The sequence below is a fragment of the Lelliottia sp. CFBP8978 genome, from assembly GCF_034046055.2.
In the GTDB taxonomy this organism is placed as follows: domain Bacteria; phylum Pseudomonadota; class Gammaproteobacteria; order Enterobacterales; family Enterobacteriaceae; genus Enterobacter.
This window is the reverse complement of sequence record NZ_CM188253.1, coordinates 3,242,331-3,256,190: the sequence shown is the minus strand read 5'-3', so window position 1 is coordinate 3,256,190 and position 13,860 is coordinate 3,242,331. Positions and strand designations below refer to the sequence as shown.

General features: G+C 50.7%; 10 protein-coding genes and 5 pseudogenes. 14 read left to right on the top strand and 1 reads right to left on the bottom strand.

What is annotated here, in order from left to right; genetic code table 11:
• Positions 1-4 precede the first annotated feature (4 nt).
• The 13 genes and pseudogenes from SOM82_RS15335 to SOM82_RS15275 all read left to right on the top strand — a co-directional run.
• A pseudogene (locus tag SOM82_RS15335) lies at positions 5-2,236 on the top strand (type VI secretion system Vgr family protein); the annotation flags it as partial.
• Positions 2,237-2,266: 30 nt separating this feature from the next.
• A complete protein-coding gene (locus SOM82_RS15330; RefSeq protein ID WP_501083567.1) occupies positions 2,267-3,502 on the top strand; it encodes an S-type pyocin domain-containing protein in 1,236 nt (411 codons plus the stop codon).
• Positions 3,499-3,828 carry a hypothetical protein gene (locus SOM82_RS15325; protein WP_320461764.1) on the top strand — a complete coding sequence of 110 codons (330 nt, stop codon included), beginning with the start codon at positions 3,499-3,501 and terminating at the stop codon, positions 3,826-3,828. The genes SOM82_RS15330 and SOM82_RS15325 overlap by 4 nt, the downstream gene beginning before the upstream one ends.
• A gap of 98 nt (positions 3,829-3,926) precedes the next feature.
• Positions 3,927-4,247: a bacteriocin immunity protein gene (locus SOM82_RS15320; protein ID WP_501083532.1), complete on the top strand. Its 321-nt coding sequence runs from the start codon at positions 3,927-3,929 to the stop codon at positions 4,245-4,247.
• 207 nt (positions 4,248-4,454) lie between these two features.
• Positions 4,455-4,904, top strand: coding sequence for a type VI secretion system baseplate subunit TssE (tssE, locus tag SOM82_RS15315; RefSeq protein WP_115631965.1), 450 nt, complete (start codon positions 4,455-4,457; stop codon positions 4,902-4,904).
• Between the two features lie 32 nt (positions 4,905-4,936).
• Positions 4,937-5,350: pseudogene (gene tssJ / locus SOM82_RS15310) on the top strand (type VI secretion system lipoprotein TssJ); the annotation flags it as partial.
• Positions 5,351-5,354: 4 nt separating this feature from the next.
• Positions 5,355-7,604 (top strand): annotated as a pseudogene (locus SOM82_RS15305) (type VI secretion system Vgr family protein); the annotation flags it as partial.
• Between the two features lie 12 nt (positions 7,605-7,616).
• Positions 7,617-8,945 carry an S-type pyocin domain-containing protein gene (locus SOM82_RS15300; protein WP_414672137.1) on the top strand — a complete coding sequence of 443 codons (1,329 nt, stop codon included), beginning with the start codon at positions 7,617-7,619 and terminating at the stop codon, positions 8,943-8,945.
• Position 8,946: 1 nt separating this feature from the next.
• Entirely contained in the window at positions 8,947-9,222 is a 276-nt protein-coding gene (locus SOM82_RS15295; RefSeq protein ID WP_320461761.1) for a bacteriocin immunity protein, read from the top strand.
• Positions 9,223-9,456: 234 nt separating this feature from the next.
• Positions 9,457-9,747 carry a bacteriocin immunity protein gene (locus SOM82_RS15290; RefSeq protein WP_320461760.1) on the top strand — a complete coding sequence of 97 codons (291 nt, stop codon included), beginning with the start codon at positions 9,457-9,459 and terminating at the stop codon, positions 9,745-9,747.
• Between the two features lie 211 nt (positions 9,748-9,958).
• Positions 9,959-10,306 (top strand): annotated as a pseudogene (gene tssE / locus SOM82_RS15285) (type VI secretion system baseplate subunit TssE); the annotation flags it as partial.
• Between the two features lie 375 nt (positions 10,307-10,681).
• Positions 10,682-11,401, top strand: coding sequence for an acidic protein MsyB (gene msyB, locus SOM82_RS15280; RefSeq protein ID WP_320460064.1), 720 nt, complete (start codon positions 10,682-10,684; stop codon positions 11,399-11,401).
• Between the two features lie 20 nt (positions 11,402-11,421).
• Entirely contained in the window at positions 11,422-11,652 is a 231-nt protein-coding gene (locus SOM82_RS15275) for a hypothetical protein (protein WP_320460063.1), read from the top strand.
• Positions 11,653-11,762: 110 nt separating this feature from the next.
• Here SOM82_RS15275 and SOM82_RS15270 read toward each other — a convergent pair.
• A protein-coding gene (locus SOM82_RS15270; protein WP_320460062.1) for an IS3 family transposase occupies positions 11,763-12,874 on the bottom strand; the annotation gives its coding sequence in 2 pieces (ribosomal slippage) (positions 11,763-12,613 and positions 12,613-12,874; 1,113 coding nt in all).
• 81 nt (positions 12,875-12,955) lie between these two features.
• Between SOM82_RS15270 and SOM82_RS15265 the strand changes: the two are divergent.
• Positions 12,956-13,822 (top strand): annotated as a pseudogene (locus SOM82_RS15265) (IS256 family transposase); the annotation flags it as partial.
• Positions 13,823-13,860: the final 38 nt, after the last annotated feature.

Here is a 13,860-nt window from a genome sequence, read left to right as displayed (position 1 = left end):
TGTGATGGATAACTGGTTAGCTCTTTTTGACGGGCAGACGCGCTATTGTCTGGAGATTAACGACAGCACCGTGAACCCCGATGTGCTGAATTTCACCGGGCGGGAAGCGTTAAGCGAGCCGTTTAGCTGGGAGATTGAATTTACCACTCCGCAGGCAAACATTTCCCCGGAGCAGGTGCTGATGAAATATGCCTCCCTGCGGATGCGCAGCGGTAAAAACGTTCATGGCATCATCACCCGTCTGGAATGGTTGTCCACCACCCAGGACCAGTCGCATTACAACGTGACGTTAAGCGCCCGCCTGGCGTTGCTCTCCTTTACCCGCCAGTGTGCGGTGTTCCGGGACCAGTCCGTCCCGGAAGTGGTGGAGCAGGTCTTGCGCCAGCACGGGCTGGAAGGGGCAGATTTTGAGTTTCGCCTGGAGCGGACCTATCCGGCGCGTGAACTCATCACCCAGTGGCGGGAAACCGACCTGGAGTTTGTGCAGCGCATTCTGTCGGAAGTGGGGATTTACTGGCGCACGGAGATGGACAGTACCCGTGAGCTGGATGTTTACCTCTTTGCCGACAGCCAGCTTAACTATCAGTTTGATGTGCGCCTGCCGTACAGCGAGCCATCGGGTTTGTACGATGGTGCGACAGAGTCGGTGTGGGATGTGCGCACCCGGAACCACGTGGTGACCGGCACGGTTGCCACGCGTGACTACAACTACCGTACCGCCAGTACCCCACTGGATACGGCAGTGAGTGTGCGGCAGGACGCCAGCATGACCGGGGAACATTACCGCTACGCCGCCCCTTACCGCGAAGCCGGGGATGACACCGACCCGGAGCCGGAAACTGAAAGCGGGGCGTTTTATGCAAGAATTCACCATGAGCGCGAACTGAATAAATCAGCCCGTGTCAGTCTGGACAGTAACGCCTCAATGCTCACGCCGGGGCAGGTACTGGAGCCGCAGGGTGCGGTCATCAGCGCCCTGAAAGAGGGCGTGATTATCACCGTGGTCACCTACCATGCCGCCCGTGATACCCGTCTGCATGTGTCGGTCGAAGGAATGCCCTACAGCGAGCGCTACAGCTTCCGCCCGGAAGAAATCCCGCGTCCGGAAATTCACGGCACCCTGCCAGCGCGCATTGAAAGCCGGGAGAAGAACGATATTTATGCCCACCTGGATGACCAGGGCCGCTACCGCGTGAAGCTGGACTTTGACCGGGAAGGGACGGAGCAAGGGTACGGCTATCTGTGGCTGCGGATGGCGAAACCGTATTCGGGTGACACCCTCGGCTGGCACACGCCGCTCATCGACGGGACAGAAGTGGCGATTGCGTACAGCAACGGCGATATCGACCTGCCGTATATCTCTCACGCAATGCACGACTCAGAACATCCGGACCATGTTAACCGCGACAACCACACCCGCAATGTCCTCAGAACGCCTGCCAACAACAAGCTGCGGATGGAGGACCAGCGCGGCGAGGAGCATATCAAGCTCGCGACGGAATACGGCAAAACCCAGCTGAACACCGGGCATCTGGTGGATGCGCAGGGTAAATTGCGTGGCAAAGGCACGGAGTTACGCACCGATGAACGGGGAACAATCCGCGTTGGTAAAGGACTGTTTATCAGTGCGGATGCTCAGGCCAAAGCCCAGGGCAAGGTGCTGGATATGGATGCCGCCCTGAAAGAAATCGACCAGCTGAACCAGCAACTGCAACAGCTGGAGATGGCCGCAGAGCAGGCCCAGGCGCTGAAGGCGGATATCGACAGCCAGATACAGATGTTTGAACAGCGGCTGAAACCCCTTAACGAAGCCATTCTTTTCTCAGCCCCGGAAGGGATAGCGCTCACCAGTGGCGAACACCTGCAACTGACGGCCACGAAAAACGTTGCCATTAATGCCGGGGGCGATATCAGTGCCGGTGTGATGGGCAATATGACCGCGCTTGCCGGGGAGAAGCTGGGGCTCTTTGCCCGCACCGGACAACTGAGCCTGAAAGCAGGGGAAGGTCCGATAGATGTGCAGGCGCAGAACGCCAGCATGCGCCTGTTTGCAGAAAAGAAACTGACGTTTACTTCAGAAAGTGACATCTCGTTTGCCGGGAAGAAGCGCATCACGCTGATTGGTGGTGGCAGTTACCTGCGGCTTGAGGCAGGGAAGGTGGAGTACGGCACCACAGCGTCGTATATCCGCAAGGTGAAAAGGACGATGTTTGCTGCACCAAATGCGTTACCGCTGGAAACAGTCAGCCTGCCGCCTCCGGCAACAATGCGTGAATTTAATCCTGAAACGCTGACGCCATGGGTGACGCCGGTTTATGCCAAATCATGCCTGAAAGAGAAAGGGTGTACTGACGCCGGGACAAACGAAGAGCCTGCCGATAACTTTGGTGAGATGACGATTTTTGCCCAGGCAGTTGAGGACGACTGCTGCGGTTATGGTCATCAACATGAGCATGATGATGACGTCGTTCAACATGCACAGTCTGCCAAACGGCGAAAACCCGGAAGTGAGAGTGCAGTAGCACCGGCTGAAGCTTCAGTCGCACCGCTTGCTTTAGGGGGGGGAGCGCTGGCTGCCAGAACAACTGCTGGCGTCATGACTCAGGTATGGGGGGAATGGTCTCTTACTGGTGTTTTGGGTGCCGCACTGAACATTCCAATGGTGGGGGCGATGATGTCCGCGCTATATAGCCCGTCAGCGGGGGCAGGAAGCGATAAAGTTCCTGGTCGCGACGAATACTGGTACGAAGAAGAGTTGCGACAAAAGGCGCTAACGGGTGCCAAAGCCACAACCCGGGTACGCTTTTTCTGGCGTGCCGATGAACAGGGCAATATGCATGTTTATGGCGTCCACACAGGTGAAGGTACGCCGTATGAAGGTGTACGCACGGCCGGCATGACGTGGGTGGAAGCCAGCAACCGTTATGAGTTCACACCCGCTCATGGTGTGGATGGTCCACTGATCACCTGGACGCCAGAAAAACCGGAAGGAAGCGACCTTCCATCACATACTGGCAGCGACATCAAGCCAATAGACCAGGCGACAATACTGGTCACACCGATCCCTGATGGTAAAGACGAATACACGACCCCGCCATTCCCGGTGCCTGAAGAACGTGATTTTAACGATTACATTCTGGTGTTCCCTGCGAAATCAGGGATTAAGCCAATTTATGTTTATCTCAATGAGACCAAAACATCATATACTCATGGCTACAAGCACTATCCTCCTAAAAATAAGACCTGGAGTGAAGTTGTGAAAAATACAAAATCTGGTCCAGCAAAATTTAAGCCAGATGTAAATATTGAGTCTATAGATCATGATGTTTGGGAGAATGGCACTCCTACTACAAATGGTCAAAATTGGAAGATCAAAGAGTTTGACAGCGTGCAGGGTGCATATAAAGGCAAAGAAACAAATTGGGTAGTAACTAAAGAATCACAAGGTACTATCCATTCTCATCCAATAGGGCCTCAAGAGGCTGGAAAATTAAAAAAATGAAAAAAAAATATCGCATCTTAGATAAAACCCATCAAATGGAAAATGTTCAGAATGTATATGATGAAATTTCAAGCCTAGATTTCACTAAAGCCATACATGAACAAGTAAACAAACTTGATGAAGATCTATTCCAGTTAACATTTAACAATGGGAATGTTATCGACGTTGGCTGGCACCCTGCATTTGAGGAGGATGGGGAGTTTATTATTCAGGTTGTCTCCAATGACGACTGGGAAGAACCAATATTTAAATCATCATCCAACTGGGATAAAAATGAACTAATTGAGAAAATTGATGAAGCATTAAATAACTGCCCATCAATATAGTCTCATGTAAAATTATCATGAATAATGTATCTATCGAATGCAGGAAAGCATCACCAATAAGAATGGATACAACTTGAGAGTTGTGACATCATTGCTTCATGATGAAGTTCATTATAGGAGATAAAATGAAATGCGAATTTAAAAATGCGATTAGTGATTATACTGAAGATGACTTCATCGAATTTTTACATGAATTTAGGCGAGCAACCAGGAAGGATAAATCTCTAAAAGGAAGTGAACTAGATTCTTACTTAGATAGACTAATGGACCACTTCATAAAAATAACTGAACATCCTAAACAAGGTGATCTAATTGCATACCCAGAATCACCAGCGGCTAGGGAATCAGAGAATATAATAAAATCAGTGATAGAATGGCGAAAATTCAATGGATTGTCTTTGTTTAAAGATTCCAAATAAACTTCATGACGGGAAATAAACATATTATCGCCTCAAGTGATTTTTACTATTACCCAGATAAAACCAAATATGTACAACCCAGAATCCGTTTTAACGGAACAAATCAATTCAGACAAAATCAAGCGCTTGTTTTTTAAGGTTCATCAATAATTTCAAACAACATTCAAAACATCTGCCACCAAAAAATTGTTAGGAATATAGTGTGTCATGGATAGAAAATCCCCCTCCTTATATGAAATTCTCACTGGAAATTTCACAGGTGACCTTCCCCTCGAACTGGCAAATGAAGAGGACCAGGTTATTTTATCCGTACTGGATAACATCCAACGGATATTAAATTCTCGTGCGGGGGCCATCTCTCATTTACCAGATTTCGGTTTGCCGGATATGACTAAAATCCTGCAAGGCATGCCCGGAACCGCCCATGAACTGATAGATACACTTTCCGGCGTTTTACTGAAGTATGAGCCTCGTTTGCAGACGCTCAATGTCACACTGCTTGAACAGGAAGTACCTGGAGAGCTGCGTTACGCCATCGATGCCGAATTGAAAGGTATTGGGCTTGTACGGTACGGCACTGAATTCATGCCTGAAGGTAAGGTGATGCTCAGGCATCTGAAACAACAGCAGTATCTGGAAAAACACCAGTTTATCTAGCCCTCGCATCAACAACCCAAATTTGTTAGCTCATCTTCTATAAAAAAATCAAAACGCTGCATCTGGACTTCACGCCGCGTACTGCCGTCAATGCCGATGGCGCACAGACGCCACTGGCGACAATGGTCCGGGTCTATCAGCTCAAAGACCGAAAAGGTGTGGATGCTGCTGATTATCAGACGTTGCTGCGTAACGCCGATACGGTACTCAAAGAGGATGTGCTGGCGTCAAAAGAGCTGCTGGTGATGCCCAACGGCAGCGTGTCGCTCAATATGCCTATGGATGAAAACGCCCAGTTTGTGGCGGTGGTTGCGCTGTTCAACCGACCGGATATGAAAGACAACCGCTGGCGGCTGGTTTTGACCCGTGATGACCTCGATCCGGACAAACCGCGCACCATAGAGCTGGGTGATGGCTGGCTGAGCCTCGTGCCGGTAAAGGAGTAATGTGATGGATAACTGGTTAGCTCTTTTTGACGGGCAGACACGCTATTGTCTGGAGATTAACGACAGCACCGTGAACCCCGATGTGCTGAATTTCACCGGGCGGGAAGCGTTAAGCGAGCCGTTTGCCTGGGAGATTGAATTCACCACCCCGCAGGCAAACATTGCTCCGGAACAGGTGCTGATGAAATATGCCTCCCTGCGGATGCGCAGTGGCAAAAACGTTCATGGCATCATCACCCGTCTGGAATGGTTGTCCGCCACCAGAGACCAGTCGCATTACAAAGTGACGTTAAGCGCCCGCCTGGCGTTGCTCTCCTTCACCCGCCAGTGTGCCGTGTTTCAGAACCAGTCCGTGCCGGAGGTGGTTGAACGGGTCCTGCGCCAGCACGGGCTGGAAGGGCCGGATTTTGAGTTTCGGCTGGAGCGGACCTATCCGGCGCGTGAACTCATCACTCAGTGGCGGGAAACCGACCTGGAATTTGTGCAGCGCATTCTGTCGGAAGTGGGGATTTACTGGCGCACGGAGATGGACAGCACCCGGGAAATGGATGTTTACCTCTTTGCCGACAGCCCGCTCAACTATCAGTTTGATGTGCGCCTGCCGTACAGCGAGCCGTCCGGTCTGTACGATGGTGCGGCGGAGTCGGTGTGGGATGTGCGCACCCGGAATAAAGTGGTCACCGGCACGGTTGCCACGCGTGATTACAACTATCGCACCGCCAGTACCCCACTGGATACGGCAGTGAGTGTGCGGCAGGACGCCAGCATGACCGGGGAACATTACCGCTACGCCGCCCCTTACCGCGAAGCCGGGGATGAGACCGACCCGGAGCCGGAAACTGAAAGCGGGGCGTTTTATGCAAGAATTCACCATGAGCGCGAACTGAATAAATCAGCCCGTGTCAGTCTGGACAGTAACGCCTCAATGCTCACGCCGGGGCAGGTACTGGAACCCCAGGGCGCGGTTATCAGCGCTCTGAAAGAGGGGGTGATTATCACCGAAGTCACTTACCGTGCCGCCCGTGATACCCGGCTGCATGTGTCGGTCGACGGGATGCCGTACAGCGAGCGCTACAGCTTCCGACCGGAAGAAATCCCGCGCCCGGAAATCCACGGCACCCTGCCAGCGCGAATTGAAAGCCGTGAGAAGAACGATATTTATGCCCACCTGGATGACCAGGGCCGCTACCGCGTGAAGCTGGACTTTGACCGGGAAGGGACGGAGCAAGGGTACGGCTATCTGTGGCTGCGGATGGCGAAGCCGTATTCGGGTGACACGATGGGCTGGCACACGCCGCTCATCGACGGGACAGAAGTGGCGATTGCGTACAGCAACGGCGATATCGACCTGCCGTATATTTCCCATGCCATGCACGACTCAGAACATCCGGACCATGTTAACCGCGACAACCACACCCGCAATGTCCTCAGGACCCCGGCGAACAACAAGCTGCGGATGGAGGACCAGCGCGGCGAGGAGCATATCAAGCTCGCGACGGAATACGGAAAAACCCAGCTGAACACCGGCCACCTGGTGGATGCGCAGGGTAAATCGCGTGGCACCGGCACCGAGCTGCGTACCGACGAACGGGGCACAATACGCGCCGGTAAAGGGCTGTTTGTCAGTGCGGACGGGCAGAGTAAAGCCCGGGGCGAGGTGCTGGATATGGATGCGGCCCTGAAGGAAATCGACCAGCTGAACCAGCAACTGCAACAGCTGGAAATGGCCGCAGAGCAGGCCCAGGCGCTGAAGGCGGATATCGACAGCCAGATACAGATGTTTGAGCAGCGGCTGAAACCGCTCAACGAAGCATTATTGTTCTCGGCCCCGGAAGGGATAGCGTTCACCAGCGGGGAACACCTGCAACTGACGGCCACGAAAAACGTTGCCATCAATGCCGGGGGCGATATCAGTGCCGGAGTGATGGGCAATATGACCGCCCTTGCCGGGGAGAAGCTGGGGCTGTTTGCCCGCACCGGGCAACTGAGCCTGAAGGCAGGGGAAGGCCCGATAGACATGCAGGCCCAGAACGCGAATATGCGGCTGTTTGCAGAGAAGAAACTGACGTTGACCTCAGAAAGTGACATCTCGTTTGCCGGGAAGAAGCGCATCACGCTGATTGGTGGTGGCAGTTACCTGAAGCTGGAGGCAGGGAAGGTGGAGTACGGCACGACAGCGTCGTATATCCGTAAAGTGAAAAGGACGATGTTTGCTGCACCTAATGCGTTACCGCTGGAAACAGTCAGCCTGCCGCCTCCGGCAACAATGCGGGAATTTAATCCTGAAACGCTGACGCCATGGGTGACGCCGGTTTATGCCAAATCATGCCTGAAAGAGAAAGGGTGTACTGACGCCGGGACAAACGAAGAGCCTGTCGATAACTTTGGTGAGATGACGATTTTTGCCCAGCCAGTTGAGGACGACTGCTGCGGTTATGGTCATCAACATGAGCATGATGATGAAGTCGTTCAACATGCACAGTCTGCCAAACGGCGAAAACCAGGAAGTGAGAGTGCAGTAGCACCGGCTGAAGCTTCAGTCGCACCGCTTGCTTTAGGGGGGGGAGCGCTGGCTGCTCGAACGGCTGCTGGCGTCATGACTCAGGTATGGGGGGAATGGTCTCTTACTGGCTTGTTGGGTGCCGCCCGTGGAACTCCATACGTGGGGGCGATGATGTCCGCGCTGTATATTCCGTCAGCGGGGGCAGGAAGCGACAAAGTTCCTGGTCGGGACGAATACTGGTACGAAGAAGAGTTGCGACAAAAAGCGCTAACGGGTGCCAAAGCCACAACCCGGGTACGCTTTTTCTGGCGTGCCGATGACCAGGGTAATATGCATGTTTACGGCGTCCACACAGGTGAAGGTACGCCGTATGAAGGTGTACGCACGGCCGACATGACGTGGGTGGAAGCCAACAACCGTTATGAGTTCACACCCGCTCATGGTGTGGATGGCCCACTGATCACCTGGACGCCAGAAAAACCGGAAGGAAGCGACCTTCCATCACATACTGGCAGCAACATCAAGCCAATAGACCAGGCGACAATACTGGTCACACCGATCCCGGATGGTAAAGACGAATACACGACCCCGCCATTCCCGGTGCCTGAAGAACGTGATTTTAACGATTACATTCTGGTGTTCCCTCCGAAATCAGGAATTAAGCCGATTTATGTTTACCTCAAAACCGCCAGAGGTGAGCCAGGTGTAGCAACTGGGAAAGGGGAAGTCATATCAGGTACAGAGAAATGGCTTGAAGCAGCTAGCTCGGGTCTTGGGGCTCCTGTACCTGCACAGGTTGCTGATAAACTTAGAGGAAAATCCTTCCGTAACTTTGACCATTTCAGGGAGGAGTTTTGGCTTGCTGTTAGTGAGTGTCCGGAACTCTTGAGCCAATTCAATAAATCCAACCAGACAATTATTAAAAATGGTGGTGCACCATTTGTAATAGAGGAGCAAGCAGTCGGTGGACGGGAGTTATTTGAGTTGCACCACGTAGAGGAAATTCAATACGATGGACCTGTTTACGATGTGGATAATCTACGCGTCAACACTCCGCGAAATCATATCCGCATCCATAAAGAGGAAAAATAGAATGTTAAAAAACCGCCTGGAAGATTACACAGAGTCTGAAATGATAGAGTTCTTAAAGGAGTTTTATGAAAACCCTCATGGACTGAAAGGTAGTGAGTTAACAAACCATTTGAGTCAGATGGTCAAGCATCTGATAAAAATCACCGCCCATCCAGAAGGAAGGGATCTGATTTTTAATCCGCCAAGTGATAGAGATGATTCCCCTGATGGGGTGCTCACCGAAATCAAAAAATGGAGGTCATCTCAAGGGCTATCTATATTTAAAGAAAATGAATAAAAATTATTATAGATAACCGTCTCGCCTTGTGAATTTATCACCGGTAGCTTTACCGGTGATTAGCACCGACGGGACCTAGTGCAGGTTTCTACCAGAGGCCTAATAAACTAGTGAAAAAATTCGAGATCCAGCAAATTAAGCCTATTGAGGAAGACGAATGAGTGTTTTATATTGATGGTTTTAGGATAGTAACCTCTCGTTTATATGATGAAATTCATTATAGAAGGTAAAATAATGTTCGAATTTAAAAATGCAATTAGTGATTATACTGAAGATGACTTCATCGAATTTTTACATGAATTTAGGCGAGCAACCAGGAAGGATAAATCTCTAAAAGGAAGTGAACTAGATTCTTACTTAGATAGACTAATGGACCACTTCATAAAAATAACTGAACATCCTAAACAAGGTGATCTAATTGCATACCCAGAATCACCAGAGGCTAGGGAACCAGAGAATATAATAAAATCAGTAATAGAATGGCGAAAATCTAATGGATTGTCTTTGTTTAAAGATTCCAAATAAGCTTCATTGCGGGAAATAAATATATTATCGCCGCAAGTGATTTTTAATATCACCCAGACAAAAACCAAATGCGTACAACCCAGAATCCGTTTTAACGAAATAAATCAATTCAGATAAAATCAAGCGCTTGTTTTTTTTAAGGTTTATCAATAATTTCAAACAACATTCAAAAACATCTGCCGCCAAAAAATTGTTAGGAATATAGTGTGCCATGGATAGAAAATCCCCCTCCTTATATGAAATTCTCACTGGCAATTTCACGGGTGACCTTCCGCTCGAACTAGCAAATGAAGAGGACCAGGTTATTTTATCCGTACTGGATAATATCCAACGGATATTAAACTCTCGTGCGGGGGCCATCTCTCATTTGCCAGATTTCGGTTTGCCGGATATGACTAAAATCCTGCAAGGCATGCCCGGAACCGCCCATGAACTGATAGATACACTTTCCGGCGTTTTACTGAAGTATGAGCCTCGTTTGCAGACGCTCAATGTCACACTGCTTGAACAGGAAGTGCCCGGAGAGCTGCGTTACGCCATCGATGCCGAACTGAAAGGTACCCGCAGCGTGAGTATTCTGCCGGAACAGCTTTACCAGAAGGGTCAGAAAGGTTGTTTAACAATGACCGTTGAGATGCCGGACCTTGAGCCCACCCGGCAACATTTTTATTTGAGTATGGCACCGGAAGCGGGCTGGTTTGTCCGTGCTGAGCATCAGGCTGTATCAGGCAAAACTATCATGACCGAAGACGTATTCTTTCGCGTTATCGAAAACCTGGCCTGAATGTAAATATAACAGCTAATTGAGGCTCGTTATATTGCAGATAAAGTCCGAAACAAATTATTAAATAATAATATTCTATTTTCTTTTGCTGTCGGTATTTCGGCGGTCTCTGGTTATTTCAATTACGGACAAATTACGAGGGTTATTATTGTGGGTCTGGTTTATAAAGAAGATGAAGATTTACATTTTTTACAGCATTGCCCGGAGGAACAGTTAAAAGCGATTGCTGCCTTGTTAACCCATGACGAAAAAGGAAAGCAACGCCTTGCCAGTGAATTACTCAAACATGAAGAATTCCGTGCACTCGATGACCATCCTGAGCAACACCGTCGTCACTGGCAGCTGATAGCGGGTGAGCTACAGCATTTTGGCGGTGACAGTATTGCCAATAAGGTGCGTGGGCATGGCCTGCTGTACCGAACAATTCTGCTGGATGTGTGCAAACGGCTGAAGCTGAAAGCAGGCAAAGAGATGTCCACGCTGGAGATAGAGCAGAGCCTGCTGGAGCATTTTCTGCGTAACAGCTGGCAGAAGATGGATGAGGCTCGCCGGGCTGAATTTCTGGCGGCGGTGAACGCGAAGGTCACGGAGCTTGAAGAGTTGTTGCCTCAGCTGATGCAGGACAAACAGCTGGCGGCAGGCGTGTCGCACCTCCTTGCAGGGCAACTCAGTAAGATTTTACGCACACATGCGGCTATCGGGGTTATCGGTCACGGCCTGGTACGTGGGGCCGGGCTTGGTGGGCCGTTTGGTGCGGCACTCAATGGGGTCAAGGCAGTCAGCGGCGGGGCATTCCGGGTCACTATCCCAACCGTACTGCAGATAGCCTGCCTGCGCCGGATATTCCTGTCAGCCCAGACCACCGAATGATACGGGGATTTTTGTGCGTAATGTTAACCACCCTGCTGCTGGTGGGGTGTACCGGCAAACCTGTACCGAGGACATCGGATGAGTTTGCTGCACCAGAAAGTGCAGTGATGATTTGTTGTCCGGTGAAAAACGGTTTTGCCTGCGACTGGCTGACCGAAGCGGAAGACGGGCACGAAAAAATGGCGCTTGCCCGGATCAGCAAAAGCACGGGTGTAATGACAGCAGTCTGTCCTTTATCGCCTTCGGCATAAAAGACACATTGCAGAGGATGCAGAAGACAAGGGTTAACGATGTCGGACGTTGTACAGGATGCCGTGGCTGAAAAGCTGGAGGTATCAGGTTTATTGTAAGCATACCTGTTTTAGCTCCACACACTTTTTGAGAGTTCCGGTTTTTCAGCCATCAGCCGGTATTCTTCCGGCGTCAGATTATTCAGGGATTCATGAGGTCGCTCGCTGTTATATTCGGCCAGCCAGCGCTCCGTGATTTCCCGTGCTTCATTCAGTGTCCTGAACAAATAAAAATCCAGGATTTCTGTCCGGTACGTCCGGTTAAAGCGCTCGATAAACGCGTTCTGTGTCGGCTTACCTGGCTTGATGAATTCCTGCACTACCCCATGTTCTTCGGCCCACTGCGCCAGCGCCACTGAGATAAGTTCCGGGCCATTATCCATCCGCATCCTCAGCGGATAGCCCCGGTTTGCTGCGATCCTGTCCAGCACTCTCACAACGCGTTGGGCCGGGATATTCAGGTCAATTTCTATCGCCAGCGCTTCGCGGTTAAAGTCATCCACCACATTGAAGGTTCTGAAGCGTCTGCCACAGACCAGAGCATCATGCATAAAATCGATGGACCAGCTCTGGTTTAGCGCTTCCGGCGTGGCCAGTGGCGCGGGGTTGCGTACTGGCAGACGCTGCTTTCCCCTGCGACGAAAATTCAGTTTCAGCAGACAGTAAATCCGGTGCACGCGTTTGTGGTTCCAGGTGTTGCCTTGCCTGCGCAGTAGCTGGAACAGCTTCTTAAAACCGTATCGTGGATAGCGCTCCGCCAGCTCAGTCAACGCGTGGATCACCGGTTCATCACGCCGGGTATCGGGCTGGTAAAAGTACACCGTCCTGCTCAGCGATAACGTCCTGCATGCCTGGCGAGTGCTCATCATAAATTGCGAGGTCAGATAACCGACGAGTTCCCGCTTTATCGCTGGTTTTAAAGCTTTTTTTCAATGACGTCTTTCAGCGCCCGGCATTCCAGACTGAGATCGGCAAACATCTGTTTGAGTCGGCGGTTTTCGTCCTCAAGATCTTTCATCTTTTTGATATCAGAGGCTTCCATACCGCCGTACTTTGCTTTCCAGTTGTAATACGAGGCCTCCGATATTCCCGCTTCGCGGCAAACATCTTTGACGGTGCGTCCGGCTTCGACAGACTTCAGAACGGTGATGATCTGGTGCTCGGTGAATCGGGCTTTGCGCATGACGATCTCCTCAGGGGACATAAACAGTATGTCGGAAGATCTCTAAAAGTGAATGGTTCGTTTTACAGGGATACTTACAGGATGACCACGCGGGAAATCGTCGCCACGTTTAAAGAAATGTACGACGCTGATGTCTCCCCCTCGCTGATATCAAAGGTTACCGATGCGGTAAAAGAACAGGTTACTGAGTGGCAAAACCGGCCACTGGATACTCTCTATCCCATTGTTTATCTTGACTGTATTGTGGTGAAAGTTCGTCACAATGGCAGCGTAATTAATAAAGCCGTATTCCTTGCGTTGGGGATTAATACCGAAGGTCAGAAAGAACTACTGGGTATGTGGCTGGCGGAAAACGAAGGTGCAAAGTTCTGGCTGAATGTGCTGACAGAGCTGAAAAATCGCGGCCTTCAGGACATCCTGATTGCCTGTGTGGACGGACTGAAAGGCTTCCCGGAGGCGATAAACAGTGTTTATCCGCACACTCACATCCAACTGTGTATTATCCACATGGTGCGTAACAGCCTGAAGTATGTGTCGTGGAAAGACTACAAAGCGGTAACCAGTGGGTTAAAAACGGTGTATCAGGCTCCGACAGAGGAAGCGGCTCTGATGGCGCTGGATGCGTTCGCGAACGTCTGGGATGAGAAATACCCGCAAATCAGCAAAAGTTGGCGTACTAACTGGGAAAATCTCAACACGTTCTTCGGTTACCCAGCCGATATCCGCAAAGCGATCTACACGACCAACGCAATCGAATCGCTGAACAGCGTGATCAGGCAAGCGATTAAAAAGCGTAAAGTGTTCCCGACAGACGACTCGGTGAGAAAAGTTATTTATCTGGCGATCGAGTCGGCGTCGAAAAAATGGAATATGCCGATCCAGAACTGGCGGTTGGCAATGAGTCGCTTTATTATCGAGTTCGGTGACCGTCTAAACGAGCACCTTTAATAGGCTGGCAGTTACACAGAATTATGGACAGGCTCCTG

Excerpts from the sequence above, each read along its gene's own strand:
- SOM82_RS15330 (WP_501083567.1), top strand. The coding sequence starts at position 2,267 with ATGCGTGAATTTAATCCTGAAACGCTGACGCCATGGGTGACGCCGGTT.
- SOM82_RS15325 (WP_320461764.1), top strand. The coding sequence starts at position 3,499 with ATGAAAAAAAAATATCGCATCTTAGATAAAACCCATCAAATGGAAAAT.
- SOM82_RS15320 (WP_501083532.1), top strand. The coding sequence starts at position 3,927 with ATGATGAAGTTCATTATAGGAGATAAAATGAAATGCGAATTTAAAAAT.
- tssE (WP_115631965.1), top strand. The coding sequence starts at position 4,455 with ATGGATAGAAAATCCCCCTCCTTATATGAAATTCTCACTGGAAATTTC.
- SOM82_RS15300 (WP_414672137.1), top strand. The coding sequence starts at position 7,617 with ATGCGGGAATTTAATCCTGAAACGCTGACGCCATGGGTGACGCCGGTT.
- SOM82_RS15295 (WP_320461761.1), top strand. The coding sequence starts at position 8,947 with ATGTTAAAAAACCGCCTGGAAGATTACACAGAGTCTGAAATGATAGAG.
- SOM82_RS15290 (WP_320461760.1), top strand. The coding sequence starts at position 9,457 with ATGTTCGAATTTAAAAATGCAATTAGTGATTATACTGAAGATGACTTC.
- SOM82_RS15275 (WP_320460063.1), top strand. The coding sequence starts at position 11,422 with ATGTTAACCACCCTGCTGCTGGTGGGGTGTACCGGCAAACCTGTACCG.